Annotated in this window: 13 protein-coding genes and 1 tRNA gene; 8 read left to right on the plus strand and 6 right to left on the minus strand. The window is 67.2% G+C overall.

Features of this window, described 5'->3' with window-relative positions:
- The first annotated feature begins 379 nt into the window (after positions 1–379).
- Genes M1K48_RS08725 through M1K48_RS08735 form a run of 3 tightly spaced genes read left to right on the plus strand, consistent with a single transcriptional unit; the run spans position 380 to position 6,203 of the window.
- A complete protein-coding gene (locus tag M1K48_RS08725; protein ID WP_249454519.1) occupies positions 380–1,624 on the plus strand; it encodes an efflux RND transporter periplasmic adaptor subunit in 1,245 nt (414 codons plus the stop codon).
- On the plus strand, positions 1,624–4,824 hold the full coding sequence (locus M1K48_RS08730) for an efflux RND transporter permease subunit (RefSeq protein WP_249454521.1): 3,201 nt from the start codon (positions 1,624–1,626) through the stop codon (positions 4,822–4,824). The genes M1K48_RS08725 and M1K48_RS08730 overlap by 1 nt, the downstream gene beginning before the upstream one ends.
- The gene (locus M1K48_RS08735) at positions 4,821–6,203 is read left to right on the plus strand and encodes an efflux transporter outer membrane subunit (RefSeq protein WP_249454523.1); all 1,383 of its coding nucleotides are present in this window, start codon (positions 4,821–4,823) and stop codon (positions 6,201–6,203) included. Before M1K48_RS08730 ends, M1K48_RS08735 begins: the two co-directional genes overlap by 4 nt.
- A 66-nt stretch (positions 6,204–6,269) precedes the next feature.
- Here the strand turns inward: M1K48_RS08735 and M1K48_RS08740 are convergent.
- Positions 6,270–6,362, minus strand: a tRNA-Ser gene (locus M1K48_RS08740).
- Between the two features lie 234 nt (positions 6,363–6,596).
- On the opposite strand from M1K48_RS08740, the gene M1K48_RS08745 reads away from it, so the two are divergent.
- Complete coding sequence (locus tag M1K48_RS08745; RefSeq protein ID WP_249454525.1) at positions 6,597–7,358, plus strand: Crp/Fnr family transcriptional regulator; 762 nt, start codon at positions 6,597–6,599, stop codon at positions 7,356–7,358.
- Here the strand turns inward: M1K48_RS08745 and pyrC are convergent.
- Positions 7,355–8,392: a dihydroorotase gene (gene pyrC / locus M1K48_RS08750; protein WP_249454527.1), complete on the minus strand. Its 1,038-nt coding sequence runs from the start codon at positions 8,390–8,392 to the stop codon at positions 7,355–7,357. The genes M1K48_RS08745 and pyrC overlap by 4 nt on opposite strands.
- 23 nt (positions 8,393–8,415) lie before the next feature.
- Here pyrC and ygfZ point away from each other — a divergent pair, with 23 nt between their 5' ends.
- On the plus strand, positions 8,416–9,120 hold the full coding sequence (gene ygfZ / locus M1K48_RS08755; RefSeq protein ID WP_249454529.1) for a CAF17-like 4Fe-4S cluster assembly/insertion protein YgfZ: 705 nt from the start codon (positions 8,416–8,418) through the stop codon (positions 9,118–9,120).
- Here ygfZ and M1K48_RS08760 read toward each other — a convergent pair.
- From M1K48_RS08760 to M1K48_RS08770, 3 genes are all read right to left on the minus strand, one after another.
- Complete coding sequence (locus M1K48_RS08760; RefSeq protein ID WP_249454531.1) at positions 9,117–9,383, minus strand: CBU_0592 family membrane protein; 267 nt, start codon at positions 9,381–9,383, stop codon at positions 9,117–9,119. The genes ygfZ and M1K48_RS08760 overlap by 4 nt on opposite strands.
- On the minus strand, positions 9,383–12,061 hold the full coding sequence (gene acnA, locus M1K48_RS08765; protein WP_249454533.1) for an aconitate hydratase AcnA: 2,679 nt from the start codon (positions 12,059–12,061) through the stop codon (positions 9,383–9,385). The genes M1K48_RS08760 and acnA overlap by 1 nt, the downstream gene beginning before the upstream one ends.
- A 78-nt stretch (positions 12,062–12,139) precedes the next feature.
- The gene (locus M1K48_RS08770; protein ID WP_249454535.1) at positions 12,140–12,601 is read right to left on the minus strand and encodes a low affinity iron permease family protein; all 462 of its coding nucleotides are present in this window, start codon (positions 12,599–12,601) and stop codon (positions 12,140–12,142) included.
- Between the two features lie 154 nt (positions 12,602–12,755).
- Between M1K48_RS08770 and M1K48_RS08775 the strand changes: the two genes are divergently transcribed.
- Positions 12,756–12,953, plus strand: a complete 198-nt coding sequence (locus M1K48_RS08775) for a hypothetical protein (protein WP_249454537.1) — start codon at positions 12,756–12,758, stop codon at positions 12,951–12,953.
- On the opposite strand, the gene M1K48_RS08780 is transcribed toward M1K48_RS08775, so the two are convergent.
- The gene (locus tag M1K48_RS08780) at positions 12,950–13,921 is read right to left on the minus strand and encodes a magnesium transporter CorA family protein (protein ID WP_249454539.1); all 972 of its coding nucleotides are present in this window, start codon (positions 13,919–13,921) and stop codon (positions 12,950–12,952) included. The genes M1K48_RS08775 and M1K48_RS08780 overlap by 4 nt on opposite strands.
- Before the next feature lie 65 nt (positions 13,922–13,986).
- Between M1K48_RS08780 and dmeF the strand changes: the two genes are divergently transcribed.
- Both dmeF and M1K48_RS08790 read left to right on the plus strand, forming a co-directional pair.
- A complete protein-coding gene (gene dmeF, locus M1K48_RS08785) occupies positions 13,987–14,862 on the plus strand; it encodes a CDF family Co(II)/Ni(II) efflux transporter DmeF (RefSeq protein WP_249454541.1) in 876 nt (291 codons plus the stop codon).
- On the plus strand, positions 14,859–15,410 hold the full coding sequence (locus tag M1K48_RS08790) for a DUF2585 family protein (RefSeq protein ID WP_406696563.1): 552 nt from the start codon (positions 14,859–14,861) through the stop codon (positions 15,408–15,410). The genes dmeF and M1K48_RS08790 overlap by 4 nt, the downstream gene beginning before the upstream one ends.
- The last annotated feature ends 13 nt before the right edge of the window (positions 15,411–15,423 follow it).

Consider the following 15,423-nt stretch of genomic DNA (forward strand, 5'->3'; position numbering starts at 1 on the left):
ATCGGCCCCTTCCACCGGGGCGGAAGGTCAGGCCCTCAACACAGGCCAGTACCGATCAACGTCAGCGCCGCCCCAACGAAAGGCCGCCCCAAGAGGTTCCGGATGCGCAACAAGCACCGGAAAACCAAAGGCTTAGTCTTCCTACCGGAGCCGCACTGACCCGTCCGTGAACGGATCGATACGCAAGCGGAACGAAGCAGTGAGCGTGAACTTACCAATTAACGACGAGGCGACCCTGGCGTACCGCTGCTACGAGCCCGGCTGGACCTTTGTGCGGCACGGTTTACCGCCTTTGGTCCACCACCGTTCCACTCCCAGAACTTTTCGCCGGTAAGGGTGTTGGGGATGGCGTAGCTACTACGAAGATTGCGCACATTTGATGATCCATCGATCGCCGGGCGTCGCCACGGCCCTTGTCTTCCTCGCCCTTCTTCCGCTGCTGGGCGCCTGTTCCGGCGGCTCCGATGCCGCGGCACAGAAAGGGGGCGGCGCCGGCAAGGGCGGCGCGCGTGGCCCGACGCAAGTCGGCTTCGTTACCGTCACCACCTCCAGCGTACCTGTCGTCAGCCAGTTGGGCGGGCGCACCGTCGCCTACGAGACCTCGGAAGTGCGACCCCAGGTCAACGGCCTGGTCCAGCGCCGGCTGTTCACCGAAGGCAGCTTCGTCCGCCAGGGGCAGCCGCTCTACCAGATCGACCCGAGCCTCTATCAGGCCGCGGTCAACGAAGCGTCGGCGACCGTCGCCAGCGCGCGTGCAGCGGCCGATGCGGCGCAGGCCCGGGCCAATCGCTTCCGCCCGCTGGCGCAGATCGAGGCGGTCAGCCAACAGGAATATACCGACGCCGCGGCCCAGGCCCGCCAGGCCCGCGCCACCGTCAGCCAGAACCTCGCCGCGCTGGAAACGGCCCGGATCAACCTTCGCTTCGCCACCATCCGCGCGCCGATCACCGGCCGGATCGGCCGCTCGCTGTTCACCCAGGGCGCCCTGGTCAACGCCAATCAGGCCAATCCGCTGGCCGTGATCCAGCGCACCGACCCGATCTACGTCGACATCCAGCAGTCGAGCGCCGACCTCACCGCGCTTCGCCGCGCGCTGGCGCAGGGCGGGGTGACGCCCGGCAGCACCCAGGTCCGCCTCCTGCTCGAGGACGGCAGCGATTATGGCTTCACCGGTACCGTCCAATTCTCCGAACTGCAGGTCAACGAAAGCACCGGGACGGTCACGCTGCGCGCCAGCTTCCCCAACCCGCAAGGCGTGTTGTTGCCCGGCCAGTTCGTCCAAACCCGCTTCATCCAGGCGGTGACCCCCGGCGCGATCCTGGTCCCGCAGAACGCGGTCCAGCGTGACATCAGCGGATCGGCCTATGTCTTCCTGGTCGGTCCCGGCAACAAGGCGGTCCGCCGGGAGGTTCGAGCCGATCGCACCCAGGGCACCGACTGGGTCGTCACCGGCGGGCTCAAGGCCGGTGACAAGGTGATCAGCCAGGGCCTGTCCAACCTGCGCGACGGGGCGGAAATCCGCCCGGTTCCGGCCGGAACGCCGCAGCGCATCGCTCCGGCGCCCGCCGGAGGCGCCGGTCAGGGCAAGGCTGGCGGGCAAAGCAAGGGCGGCGGGCCCGCTTAGTGTCCCAGCTTTTCATCAACCGGCCGATCTTCGCCTGGGTCCTGGCGATCATCACCATGCTGGCCGGGATCGGCGCCATCACCCAGTTGCCGGTGGAGCAATATCCCGACGTCGCCCCGCCGCAGGTCAACATCCGCGCCACCTATCCGGGCGCCAGCGCCGAGACGGTCGAGAATAGCGTCACCCAGATCCTCGAACAGCAATTGTCGGGCATCGACGGGCTGCTGTTCTTCTCGTCCACCTCCAGCTCGCGGGGGTCGGTCGGCATCTCGGCCACCTTCGCCAAGGGCACCGATCCCGACACCGCGCAGGTCCAGGTCCAGAATGCGGTCCAGCAGGCGGTCTCGCGGCTGCCGCAGCAGGTCCAGCAGCAGGGCGTCCGGGTCACCAAGTCCAATCCCGACTTCCTGCTGATCGTCGGCGTGTTCGACGAAACCGATCGGCGCTCGAACATCGACGTGTCGGACTATCTCACCAGCAACATCCAGGATCCGCTGTCGCGGGTCGAAGGCGTCGGCGACGTCAACGTGTTCGGTTCGCAGCGGGCGATGCGGATCTGGCTCAATCCCCAGCGGCTGGCCGGCGTCGCCCTGATGCCTAGCGACGTCATCAATGCGATCCAGAACCAGAACACCGAGGTCGCTGCGGGCGAAGTGGGCAGCCTGCCCCAGCCGTCCGACCAGCTCCTCAACGCCACCGTCACCGCCCAGTCCCGCCTGCAGACGCCCGAGCAATTCGAGAACATCATCGTCAAGACCGAACCGAGCGGCGCGACGGTTCGGATCAAGGACGTCGCCCGGGTCGAGCTCGGCGCCGAAAGCTACAATGCGCGCAGCCGCATCAACGGCCATCCGGGCGCAGGCATGGCGATCAGTCTGGCGCCCGGGGCCGACGCCCTCAAGACCGCCGGCCTGATCAAGGAACGCGTGGCCGAATTGACGAGCGCGATGCCCGAGGGACTCAAGGTCGCCTACGCCAACGACACCACCGCCTTCATCAAATTGTCGGTCGAGGAGGTGGTGAAGACCCTGCTCGAGGCCGTGGTCCTCGTGGTCATCGTGATGTTCGTCTTCCTGCAAAGCTGGCGGGCGACCCTGGTCCCGGCGATCGCGGTGCCGGTGGTGCTGCTCGGCACCTTCGCGATCTTCTATCTGTTCGGCTTCACCATCAACACGCTGACCCTGTTCGGGCTGGTGCTGGCGATCGGCCTCCTCGTCGACGACGCCATCGTGGTGGTCGAGAATGTCGAGCGCCTGATGGAAGAAAACCCCGGCATGAGCCCGCGGGAAGCGACCGAAATCTCGATGAAGGAGATCCAGGTCGCGCTGGTCGCCATTGCGGTGGTGCTGTCCGCGGTCTTCCTGCCGATGGCTTTCTTCGGCGGCTCGACCGGGGTCATCTACCAGCAATTCTCGATCACCATCATAAGCTGCATGATCCTGTCGGTGCTGGTCGCGCTGATCCTCAGCCCGGCGATCACCGCGACCTTGCTCAAGGCGCGCAAGCCGGCCGAAGAGGAGGCCGCCGAGCGGCAGGACAATCGCTGGTACCAGCGCTGGGCGCACCGCTTCCAGGACTGGTTCAACCGCAATTTCAGCCGCGGGGTCGAGCGCTACACCGGGGCGGCGATTGGGGTGATCAACCGCAAGTGGCTGTTCCTCGGCATCTACGGCATCACCTGCGTGATCCTGGTGATCATGTTCCAGCGGCTGCCGACCAGCTTCCTCCCGACCGAGGACCAGGGCGCCGCCAGCATTCAGTTCCGCCTTCCCGCCGGCGCCACCCAGCAGCGCACGCTGGAGGTGCAGCGCCAGATCGAGACCTATTTGCGCGATTATGAAGCCAAGAATCTTTCGGTCGTGTTCACCGTCGCCGGCGGTGGCGGCGGTGGCGGCGCGCAGGGACAGAATACCGGACAGGGCTTCATCAACCTCGCTCCGTGGGACGACCGCAAGGGTGCGGAGAACACTGCCGATGCGATTGTGGAGCGCGCCTCGGGTGCCTTCCGCGGGTTCCGCGATGCCCAGGTGTTCGCGCTGGTGCCCGGCGCCATCCGCGGCCTTGGTCAGTCCAACGGCTTCAACCTCCAGCTGCAGAACAGCGGCGGACTCAGCCGCGAGCAATTCCAGGCCGCGCGCGAACGCCTGCTTGCCGCCGCCAACGGCGATCCGCTGCTCAGCTCGGTTCGTTTGAGCGACCTGCCCGACGTCGCCAACCTCGACGTCGATGTCGACCAGCAGCGCCTGACCGCGTTCGGGGTCAGCCAGGCTGACGTCAACAACACGCTGTCGACCGCCTGGGGCGGGCGCTACGTCAACGACTTTATCGACAATGGCCGGGTCAAGCGGGTCTACGTGCAGGGCGATGCCCCCTATCGCTCGCAGCCTTCGGACCTCAGCCAATGGTATGTGCGCGGCAATGACGGACAGATGACCCCGTTCAGCGCCTTTGCCCAAACCGGGTGGAGCACCGGCCCGAGCAGCCTCAGCCGCTTCAACGGCGTGTCCTCGTTCGAATTCCAGGGCCAGCCGGCCGCCGGCGTCAGCTCGGGCGAAGCGATGGACCGGATGATGGAGCTCGCCGCCGAAATCCCCGGCACCACCGTGTCCTGGTCGGGAGCGAGCTTCCAGGAACGGCTGTCGGCCGGCCAGGCGCCCCTGCTCTACGCGCTGTCGCTGCTGGTGGTGTTCCTCTGCCTTGCTGCCTTGTATGAAAGCTGGACCATCCCCGTCGCGGTGCTGCTGGTCATCCCGCTCGGCCTGGTCGGCGCGGTCTTTGCGGTGACGCTTCGCGGGCTGGAGAACGACGTCTACCTGCAGATCGGCCTGCTCACGACCATGGGCCTCGCCGCCAAGAACGCGATCCTGATGATCGAATTCGCCGAGCAGGCCGAACGCGCCGGCAAGAGCGTGATGGACAGCGCGATCGAAGCCGCCCGGATCCGCCTCCGCCCGATTCTGATGACCAGCTTCGCCTTCATCTTCGGCGTGCTTCCACTGGCGCTGTCGACCGGCGCCGGCGCCAACAGCCGGATTGCGATCGGCACCGCGGTGATCGGCGGCATGCTGACCGCCACCATCCTCGCGATCTTCTACATTCCGCTGTTCTTCGTCTTGGTGCGCCGCGCCGCCAAGGAGGGCATCGTCAGGGTCCGCGAGCGCCTGCGCCGCCGCGCGCCGCCCAAGGAAGCCACCACGTGAAGCGCCTGCTCATCCTCGCTCCGTTGCTGCTCGCCGGTTGCACCTCGCTCGACCCAACCTACCGCACCCCGGCCGCCCCGGTTCCGGTCAGCTGGCCAGTCGGCGATCCGTATCGCGCTGAAGCGCCGGCCCTGCCAGAGTTCAACCATCGCGACGTCCTCCGCGATGTGCGGTTGCAGACATTGGTCGCCCAGGCGCTGCAGAATAATCGCGACCTGCGGATCGCTGCCGCCAATATCGCCGCGGCCCGCGCCCAGGTCCGCATCACCCGCGCCAACCAGCTCCCCCGGCTCGATTCCGCCGCCGGGGTGGAGGTCACGCCGCGCCGAGATCAGGACGGCGACATCAATGGCGTGCGGGTCGGTGGTTCGGCCAGCCTGCTGCCCTCGTTCGAGCTCGACCTGTTCGGCCTGCTTGCCTCGCAGACCCGTGCCCAGCAGGAACGGCTGCTCGCCACGGGCGCGGCCGAGCGCGCGGTTCGCGTTGCCCTGATCGGTGACATCGCCGACGCCTGGCTGGCCTATGCCGCCGACACCTCGCTGCTGTCGATCGCGGAGAATACGGTCGCCGCGGCGGAGCGCAGCCGGGTCCTGACCGATGCGCGGCTGCGCGGGGGCGTAGCTCCGCGCACCGACCTTCTCCAGGCCCAGCAGGTGCTCGAAACCGCGCGCGCCGACCTCGCCGAACAGCGGGCCCGCCGGGCGCAGGACGCCAACCTCCTGCAGTTGCTCGTCGGTGCACCGGTCGATCCCAGCCTACTCCCCAGTTCGATCAACCAGGCGGCGGCGAGCATCGCGGCGCTTCCGGCCGGGCTGGATTCGCGCATCCTGCTGCGCCGGCCCGACGTGATCGAGGCCGAATATCGCCTTCGCGCCGCCAACGCCGACATCGGCGCCGCCCGCGCCGCGCTGTTCCCGCGGATCTCGCTCACCGGCCTGCTTGGGCTTGCCAGCCGCACGCTCGGCGGCCTGTTCAGCGGCAGTGCGTTCAATTTCTCGGGGGGCGCCGACGCCACCTACAGCATCTTCAACGGCGGCGCGGCCCGGGCCAATGTCGCCCTCGCGCGGGCCGACCAGCAGGCCGCGCTAGCCACCTACGAGCGCTCGATCCAGACCGGCTTCCGCGAAGTCGCCGACGCTTTGGCCGATCGCGGTACCCTGGGCGATCGCGTTTCCGCCAACCAGCGCAACCTGTCGGCCGCCAACGAGACGCTGCGACTGGTCACCGCCCGCTACCGCGAGGGCCTCGACCCTTTCCTCAACGTCCTCGACGCGCAGCGCTCGGCCTATGCGACCGAACGCAATGTCGTGGCGGTCCAACTGGCGGCGGCGCAGAACAAGGTGGCGGTGTATCGCGCTCTGGGCGGCGACGGCATCTAGCCAGCGCTCGCACGACGCACGCCTCCCCTCGGTGGTTCGAAGGGAAGGCGGCGACAGACTTGGGACTGGCGGAGACGGAGGGATTCGAACCCTCGGTAAGGGAATTCCCCCTACGGCGGTTTAGCAAACCGCTGGTTTCAGCCACTCACCCACGTCTCCGGATGCCTTGGCTGCGGTGCGCTTAGCGGACCATGCTGGCCGGTTCAACCTCGCAAGCCGTTGCAAACGAATAAGCCTGCGCAGACGATCGAACGTTAGACAGGCGACTGTCGGCCAGTCGACACTGAAGCTGGCCTAAGTCCTTAATTTTTCAGCTATTGCTTCCTGTCGGAACACTAGCGTAATGCTTTGCCCCGGGGCAGGCACTTGGTGCCTGGAAAGGTCACGGGGTACATGAATATACCGCTCCACATGTCGGCTGAGCCGAGCCTCGATGCTGCGTTCGCCGGCAATCGCCTGCTCGCCACCCTTTCGCAGGAGGAGCGCGCGCTGCTCGGGTCCGACATCGAGGTCGTCAACCTCGGCGTCGGCGACACCGTGCTTGAGACCGGCTCGATTACCAAGCACAGTCTGTTTCCGTTCGACGGGCTGATGATCTCCCTGCGGCGTGAACTGTCGGGTGGCCGTTCGGTCGAGGTCGCCGCAATCGGCCGCGAAGGCGCGGTCGGCGGGATCATCAGTTGCGGGGCAGCGCCTGCCTTCACCCAGGCGGTCGTACAACTGCCGGGCTCGGCCGCGCTGATCCCGATGCCGGCGGTCGAAAAGGCCAAGCTGCAAAGCGAGCACATCCGAAACCTGTTCTGCCGCTATTCCGACGCGCTGCTGGCGCAGGTCATGCAGTCGGTCGCCTGCAATGCTTTTCATCCGATCGAGGCCCGCGCCGCGCGCTGGCTGCTCCACGCCCAGGACCGCGCCGCCAGCGACCGGCTCGAACTGACCCAGGAAAGCCTGGCCGGCTTGCTGGGCGTGCAACGGACCACCGTCAACGCGGTCGCCCGCGTGCTGCAGGAGCAGGGGCTCATCGCCTATCGCCGCGGAGCGATCCAGGTGATCGACCGCCCCGGCCTGCTGCGGGTCAGCTGCGACTGCTACCAGGCGATCGAGGATCATTTCCACGCCGTGCTCGGCCCCGACGGACGCGGCGCCGCGTCCTAGACGGCGGCGAGCCTCCAGCTGAGCGTCTGCCCGGCATGGAACGGCACCAGCGACGAATCGGCGGCGGCAATCCGCTCGGGAACAGCAACCTCCGCGCGCTCAAGCGTGACCTCGCCGTCGTTCAGCGGCTGGCCGTAAAAGCGCGGTCCGTGCTCGGAGGCGAAGCCCTCGAGGCGGTCGAGCGCGCCTTCCTCGTCGAAGACCGTGGCATAGCTTTCAAGCGCATGGGGCGCGTTCCAGATGCCCGCGCAGCCGCAGCCACTCTCCTTAGCTTCGCGTAGGTGCGGTGCGCTGTCGGTGCCGAGGAAGAACTTCGGGCTGCCCGATACGGCCGCGGCACGCACCGCCAGCCGGTGCCGTTCGCGCTTCACCACGGGCAGGCAATAGGCGTGTGGCCGAAGCCCGCCGTCGAACAGCGCGTTGCGGTTGAGGTGCAGGTGCTGCGGGGTGATCGTCGCCGCCAGGTTCGAGCCCGCCCCCCGCACGAAATCGGCGCTGTCGGCGGTGGTGATATGCTCGAGCACGATCCTCAGGGCAGGAAAGTCGCGCAGCACCGGGGTCAGCACGCGCTCGAGGAACACCGCCTCGCGGTCGAAGATGTCGATCGCCGGATCGGTCACCTCGCCATGGACGCACAGCACCATGCCGATCTTCTCCATCCGCTCGAGCGCGGAGGAGATGTGGCGCACATCGGTCACGCCGCTGTGGCTGTTGGTGGTGGCGCCCGCGGGATAGAGCTTGGCGGCGATCCATACGCCCTCGCGGTACCCGCGCTCCAGTTCGTCGGGATCGATGCTGTCGGTCAGGTAGCAGGTCATCAGCGGCTCGAAACCCGGGCCGGCCGCCGTACGGATACGGTCCCGATAGGCGATCGCCGCCTCGACCGTGGTCACCGGCGGCACCAGGTTGGGCATGATGATCGCCCGCGCGAACTGCCGCGCGCTGTAGGGCGCCACCGCTTCCAGCATCGCGCCGTCGCGCAGGTGGAGGTGCCAGTCGTCGGGGCGGCGGATGGTGAGGCTTTGCGTTTGCACGGTCGGCTTCCTAGCTAAAGGCCATGCCCGCCACCACCCTCGCCGACCGCGCCCTCGTCCGCCTGTCCGGGAAGAATGTCCGCGGCTTCCTCCAGGGGCTCGTCACCAACGACGTCACCGGCGCGCTGCCGGTTTGGGCCGGCCTCCTCTCCGCGCAGGGCAAATGCCTGTTCGATTTCCTGGTGTGGGCTGAGGGGGACGACCTGCTGATCGACTGCGAGGCGGATGCGGCGGAGGAGCTTGCCAAGCGGCTGCGCATGTATCGCCTGCGCCGCCCGATCGAGATCGCGCTCGAGCCTACCCTCGCCGTTCACTGGTCGGCGGAGGGTGACGACGGCGTAGCCGATCCGCGCCTCTCCGATCTCGGTCGTCGCTGGATCGCGCCGGCGGATGAGCCTGCCAGCGGCTGGCTTGCCCACCGCCTTGGCCGCGGCGTCTGCGAAGGCCGCGCGGAGCTTGGCGACCTGCTCTGGCTCGAAGCCAATGCGGCCGAGCTCGATGGCGTGAGCTTCACCAAGGGCTGCTATGTCGGTCAGGAGAATACCGCGCGGATGAACTGGCGGCAGAAGGTCAATCGCCGGCTGGTGGTGGTTCCCGCGACCGAGCCGGGCCCGCGGACCAAGGCTTTCTATCCCGACCTCGGCCTCGCGGTGGAGCATCGCCGGGTCGACGATCTCGCAGGTGTCACCCTGCCCGCCTGGCTGAACCGTACATTGGCGGAAGCCTAGGCGACCGCTTCCACCTTCTTGCGGTTCGACGCGATGCGGATCAGGGCGACGATGCCGATCCCGGCCCAGACCACGTTCAGCACCGCCGAGGGCCAGGCCTTGAAGTAGCCCGAGTTGATGATGAAGCCGATCGCGCCGAGCACGTTCATCGCCTGGTACAACGGCGACTTCGCATCGACCTTGCCTGCCGTCAGCAGCGCATAGCCGCCAAGGATCAGCAGGGCGGCGGCCCACCCTGCGATATCCACGAAAAGGCGTTCCATCAGGCGGCGAGCTTGCGCAGCACGTACGGCAGAATTCCGCCGGCGTGGAAATATTCGAGCTCGTTGAAAGTATCGATCCGGCACCGCGCGGTGATCGTGCGGGTGTGGCCGTCGGCCTCGGTCACTTCGACCTCGACGTCCTGGCGAGGCTGGATCCCGGCGACGTTACGGATGGTGAAGCTCTCCGATCCGTCGAGCCCCAGCGAAGCCGCCGTCTCGCCTTCCGCGAACTGCAGCGGAAGCACGCCCATGCCGACGAGGTTCGAGCGGTGAATACGCTCGAAGCTTTCGGCGATGACCGCGCGGACGCCGAGCAGCACGGTGCCCTTGGCCGCCCAGTCGCGCGACGAGCCGGTCCCATATTCCTTGCCCGCCAAGATCACGAGCGGAACGCCGGCGTCCTTGTAGGCCATGGCGGCGTCGTAGATCGCTTCCTGCCCGCCGGTCAGGAGGTTGCGGGTGAAGCCGCCCTCGACCCCGGTCAGCATCTTGTTGCGGATGCGGATGTTGGCGAAGGTGCCGCGCATCATCACGTCATGATTGCCGCGCCGCGCGCCGTAGCTGTTGAATTCGCTCTTGGGCACCTGGCGTTCCATCAGCCACTTGCCGGCCGGGCTCTCGGCCTTGATCGAGCCCGCCGGGCTGATGTGGTCGGTGGTGATCGAATCGCCGAAGACCGCGAGGGTGCGGGCGTTCGAGATGTCCTCGATGCCCTTGGCGGTCATGCTCATGCCCTCGAAATAGGGCGGGTTGGCGATGTAGGTCGATGCCGCCGGCCAGGCGTAGGTATCGCCGCCGGTGACCGAGATGCCCTGCCAGCGCTCGTCGCCGCGATAGACGTCGGCGTAGCGCTTGCGGAACAGGTCCGAGTGGACGTGGGCGTCGATCAGCGCACGGATCTCGTCGTTGGTCGGCCAGATGTCCTTGAGGAACACCTTTTCGCCGTTCTGCGCGGTGCCGAGCGGCTCGGACGTGATGTCGCTGCGAACGGTGCCGGCCAGCGCATAGGCGACCACCAGCGGCGGGCTGGCGAGATAGTTGGCGCGGCAGTCGGGGCTGACGCGCCCTTCGAAATTGCGGTTGCCCGACAGGACCGAGACCGCGACGAGGTCGTTCGAATTGATCGCGGCGCTGATCGGCTCGGGCAGCGGGCCCGAATTACCGATGCAGGTGGTGCAGCCGTAGCCGACGGTGTTGAAGCCGATCGAATCGAGGTCTTCCTGCAGCCCGGCGGCGGCGAGATAGTCGCTCACCACCTGGCTTCCCGGCGCCAGGCTGGTCTTGACCCACGGCTTGCGGGTCAGGCCCAGCGCACGCGCCTTGCGGGCGACCAGGCCGGCGGCGATCAGCACGCTCGGGTTGGAGGTGTTGGTGCAGCTGGTGATGGCGGCGATGACGACGTCGCCATTCCCGAGGTCGTGACTCTCGCCCTCGACCGCGACGCGCGGGTCGTTGGCTTTCTTGTAGGTGTCGGCCAGCTCGGCGTTGAACTGATCGTCGACGTCCGAGAGGATCACGCGGTCCTGCGGGCGCTTGGGCCCGGCCAGGCTCGGCACCACGCTGCCGAGGTCGAGCTCGAGCGTGTCGGTGAACAGGGGCTCGGGCGCGTCGGCGTCGCGCCACATGCCCTGCGCCCTGGCATAGGCCTCGACCAGCGCGATGCGGTCATCGTCGCGGCCCGACAGGCGGAGGTAGTCGAGGGTGCGATTGTCGATCGGGAAGAAGCCGCAGGTCGCACCATATTCGGGCGCCATGTTGGCGATGGTGGCACGGTCTGCCAGGGTCATCGCGTCGAGGCCCGGGCCGAAGAATTCGACGAAGCGGCCGACCACACCCTTGGCGCGGAGCATCTGGGTGACGGTCAGCACGAGGTCGGTGGCGGTGATGCCTTCCTTGAGGCTTCCGGTGACGCGGAAACCGACCACTTCGGGGATCAGCATCGACACCGGCTGGCCGAGCATCGCGGCCTCCGCCTCGATCCCGCCGACGCCCCAGCCGAGCACGCCGAGGCCATTGACCATGGTGGTGTGGCTGTCGGTGCCGACCAAAGTGTCGGGATAGGCCACCTCGTCGCCCGACTGGTCGGCCGAGGTCCACACCGTCTGGCAGATATATTCGAGGTTCACCTGATGGCAGATGCCGGTGCCCGGCGGGACCACCTTGAAGTTGTCGAACGCCTGGCTGCCCCACTTGAGGAACTCGTAGCGCTCACGGTTGCGGGCATATTCGTAGCCCACGTTGGCGTCCGCCGCCTTGGGCGTGCCAAACTCGTCGACCATCACCGAGTGGTCGATGACCAGGTGCACGGGCACCAGCGGATTGATCTTCTGCGGGTCACCGCCGAGCTCTTTCATCGCATCGCGCATGGCGGCGAGATCGACTACCGCGGGGACGCCGGTGAAGTCCTGCATCAGCACGCGCGCCGGGCGATACTGGATCTCGCGGCTGATCCGCCGCTCCTTCTGCCAGTCGACCATCGCCTGCAGGTCGTCGCGGGTGACGGTGACCCCGTCCTCGAAACGCAGCAGATTCTCCAGCAGCACCTTCATCGAGAAGGGCAGGCGGCTGATATCGCCCAGCGCCGCACCCGCCTTGTTGAGGTCGTAGAAGGCGAAATTCTTGCCGCCGACGCTCAGGGTCGAACGGGTGCCGAGGCTGTCCTGGCCGGTCGGGATCATGGCTAACTCGCTGCTTGAGGTATGTGGTTGCAGCGGCCCTTAGCAAGGCTTTGGAGGAGCGGCAAAGGGCCGAGAGGACTATCCGGTCCGGCCGTCCCCGACGCGGTCGATTGCACGCTTGGCCTTTTCGCCGTCGGCGATGTCGCTGGTGCGGATCGCCGCTTGCTCGATCAGCTCCTTGGCTTCCTCGCGAAGTTCGCGGATCTCGGTCTCGTCCAGCTCCTCCTCGATCCCGGCCATCGAGTCCCGGGCGCGCTTGGTGGCATGAATGAGCTCGTCGAGCTTGGCGTGCATGGCGACATCGCGCCGACGGGCCTCGGCCTCGCGGTCATATTGGCCGTTCAGCACCATCTGGGTCAGGGTGATCGCCAGGATCGACAGCGCCGCGGTGAGGAGGTCGGTCGGCAGCCCGACCAGGAACCAGGCGCTGCAGAACAGGATGACCACGATGTGCATCACCGGATGCGCGAACGTCCGGGCGATCGCCTCTGAAAGGCGGTCACCGGCCTGCACCAGCAAGTTGCGCTTCGGGACAGACATTACGCGCCCTTAACGAACCGGTGTTCGGTTGTTTCCGAAGCGGTCCGAAACCCAACTCCCCATGCGAAAAGAATCACTTGGGCAGGGAACATCCTTGTGCCCTGCCGGTTGTTCGGGGGTTGCCAGCACCGCTGGCGCTCAGCGGGGATCTTCCATGTCGTTCACCAGCCAGGCCTTCGATCGCCGCCTTGCCGCTTTCGAGCGTGCCGAAGCCGGCCGGTCGGGACGCCCGATGGGTGACCTCAGCATGGCCCGGGTGGCGCTCGCCCGCCGGCTTGGCCGCGCCGCCGATGCCGGCATCAACGACCCCGCCGCCATGTCGTCGGGCTCGGCCTTCCTCCTCCGCGCCTAGATCCAGCCTCGCCGCTTCAGAATCCATAGTGGCAGCACCGCGCTGACCAGCATCAGCCCTAGACTCATCGGATAGCCCCACACTTCGTCAAGCTCGGGCATGTGGACGAAATTCATGCCGAAGATGCCCGCGATCAGGGTCGGCGGCAGGAACACCACCGCCATCCAGCTGAATAATTTCATCGCAGCATTCTGCTCGATGCTGATGAGGCCCAGGCTCGCATCGAGCAGGAAGGTCAGCTGCCCCGACAGGAAAGCGCTGTGGTCGATCAGCGCGGAGACGTCGGTGCTGAGGCTCGAGATGAGTTCGCGGGTCCGCTCGCATCCCGGCCCGTGAAGCCGATCCGATGCGGCAAGGAATCCCAGTGCCCGTGCGGTGCTGACCGCGGTGATGCGGATCTTGGCGATCAGCGTCTGGACCTGTCCGATCCGCCGCAGCACCGCCTCAAGCTCCTTGGTCGAGATCCGCTCATAGTCGTTGCTTCGGAAGGTATCGCGGGACAGGCCCTCGATCTCCGCCCCCGCGGCTTCCAGCTCGTCCGCCAGCCGGTCGACGATCGCGTCGAGCAGGCGGGTGAGGGCGGTGGTCGAATCCTTAACCAGGCCCAGTTCGACCCGCGCCTCGCGGCTGAACGCCAGCCACGGCTTGGGCGTCACATAGCGCACCGTCACCAGCTTGCCTTCCTTCAGGACGAAGCTGATCGGCTCGCTTTGCGGTTGCCCTTCCTGGACCCCGAACAGCACGCTAACCGTCATCACCAGCGCGCCGTCGCGCTCGAACAGCCGGCTCGACGGCTCGATCTCGACCATGTCGTCGCGGGTCGGCACCGAGAAGCCGAGAGATTGCTCGACCAGCATTTCCTCCTCGCGGGTCGGTTCCTCAAGGTCGATCCAGGTCGCCCCGGCGGGAATCTCGCCGGTGGAGGTGATGACCGACCCATCGCAATCGGGACCATAAGCGCGCAGCATCCGCCTTCTTGGCCAGCGTCCGAGCGCCTTGGCAAGCCCACCCTGCTCCCCTAGCCAGAACGGCAATGGCCACGCATTCGCATGACTTCCTCGGCGACGCCCACGATTCCAACGCCCGGCGTACCCGCTGGGTAGTATGGCTGAGTGCGACCATGATGGTGGCGGAGATCGTCGCCGGGACGCTGACCGGATCGATGGCCCTGTCCGCCGACGGCTGGCACATGGCGACCCACACGTTGGCGCTTGGCGTCAGCGCGCTGGCCTACAGCTTCGCTCGCCGCAACAACGGCGACCAACGCTACAGCTGGGGCACCGGCAAGGTCGGCAGCCTGGCCGGCTTCGCCTCCGCCCTCGGCCTCGCCGCCGTGGCGCTCGGGATCCTCTACGAAAGCGGCCTGCGCTTGGTAGAGCCCCGCTCGGTCGCGTTCGGGGAGGCGCTGGTGGTTGCGGTGATCGGCCTGCTGGTCAATCTCGCCAGTGCCGCGCTGCTCGGCCACGGCCATTCGCACGACGGTGACCATGGTCATGACCATGCCCACGACCATAATCTTCGCTCCGCCTACCTACACGTCCTCGCCGACGCGCTGACCAGCGTGCTAGCGATCGCCGCGCTCGCGGCCGGCTGGTGGTTCGGGATCGGCTGGCTCGACGCCGCGGTCGGCGTGGTCGGGGCGCTGGTGATCCTGCACTGGAGCCGCGGTCTGGTAATCGAGACCGCCGGGGTCCTGCTCGACCGCGTTCCCGACCAGCATCTGTGCGACGAACTGCGCGCCAAGATCGAGGGGCCGGGTGACGTCACCGTTCACGACTGGCACCTGTGGGCGGTCGGCCCCGGCCGCTACGCCGCCATCGTCTCCGCCACCGGAGCCACCCCCAGCGAAGTCCGCCGCCGCCTCGGCGACGACAAGAGGATCGCTCACCTTACCGTGGAATGTTCGTGAAAAAGCTTCGCCCTGCCCTCGCCACCCTCCTCGTCGTGATCGGCGCCGCCGCCATCCTGTGGCTGATGGGGCGTCCGCTAACCTACCGCGGCGGCCTGATCGAGCTATGGGGCCCGGCCGGCGCCAAGCAGAGCCAGATGCTGCTCGACTGGTACAGCGCCAGCCACGTCGTGCACGGCTTCCTGTTCTACGGCCTGCTGCATCTCGCCGCCAAGCGCTGGAAGCCGGGGCAGCGGCTGTTCGCCGCGACCATTGTCGAGGCGGCGTGGGAGATCGTCGAGAATTCGCCGGTGATCATCGACCGCTACCGCGAGGCGACCATCGCGCTCGGCTACCGCGGCGATACGGTGCTGAATTCGGTCAGCGACATCGCGATGATGATCGCCGGCTTCCTGCTCGCGGCGCGGATCCCGGTGTGGGCCAGCGTGATGATCGTGCTGGTGCTGGAACTGGTCCCGCTCGCCATCATCCGCGACAATCTGACGCTTAACGTGTGGATGCTGCTCAGCCCCAACGACACCGTGCTCGCCTGGCAGGCGAGGGCCTGACGACCCGCGACCG

This window comes from Sphingomonas glaciei, assembly GCF_023380025.1.
In the GTDB taxonomy this organism is placed as follows: domain Bacteria; phylum Pseudomonadota; class Alphaproteobacteria; order Sphingomonadales; family Sphingomonadaceae; genus Sphingomicrobium; species Sphingomicrobium glaciei.

What these genes read in the sequence shown, in the direction of transcription:
- M1K48_RS08725 (WP_249454519.1), top strand. Translation starts at nt 380, where the DNA reads ATGATCCATCGATCGCCGGGCGTCGCCACGGCCCTTGTCTTCCTCGCC.
- M1K48_RS08745 (WP_249454525.1), top strand. Translation starts at nt 6,597, where the DNA reads ATGAATATACCGCTCCACATGTCGGCTGAGCCGAGCCTCGATGCTGCG.
- ygfZ (WP_249454529.1), top strand. Translation starts at nt 8,416, where the DNA reads ATGCCCGCCACCACCCTCGCCGACCGCGCCCTCGTCCGCCTGTCCGGG.
- M1K48_RS08760 (WP_249454531.1), bottom strand. Translation starts at nt 9,383, where the DNA reads ATGGAACGCCTTTTCGTGGATATCGCAGGGTGGGCCGCCGCCCTGCTG.
- acnA (WP_249454533.1), bottom strand. Translation starts at nt 12,061, where the DNA reads ATGATCCCGACCGGCCAGGACAGCCTCGGCACCCGTTCGACCCTGAGC.
- M1K48_RS08770 (WP_249454535.1), bottom strand. Translation starts at nt 12,601, where the DNA reads ATGTCTGTCCCGAAGCGCAACTTGCTGGTGCAGGCCGGTGACCGCCTT.
- M1K48_RS08775 (WP_249454537.1), top strand. Translation starts at nt 12,756, where the DNA reads ATGTCGTTCACCAGCCAGGCCTTCGATCGCCGCCTTGCCGCTTTCGAG.
- M1K48_RS08780 (WP_249454539.1), bottom strand. Translation starts at nt 13,921, where the DNA reads ATGCTGCGCGCTTATGGTCCCGATTGCGATGGGTCGGTCATCACCTCC.
- dmeF (WP_249454541.1), top strand. Translation starts at nt 13,987, where the DNA reads ATGGCCACGCATTCGCATGACTTCCTCGGCGACGCCCACGATTCCAAC.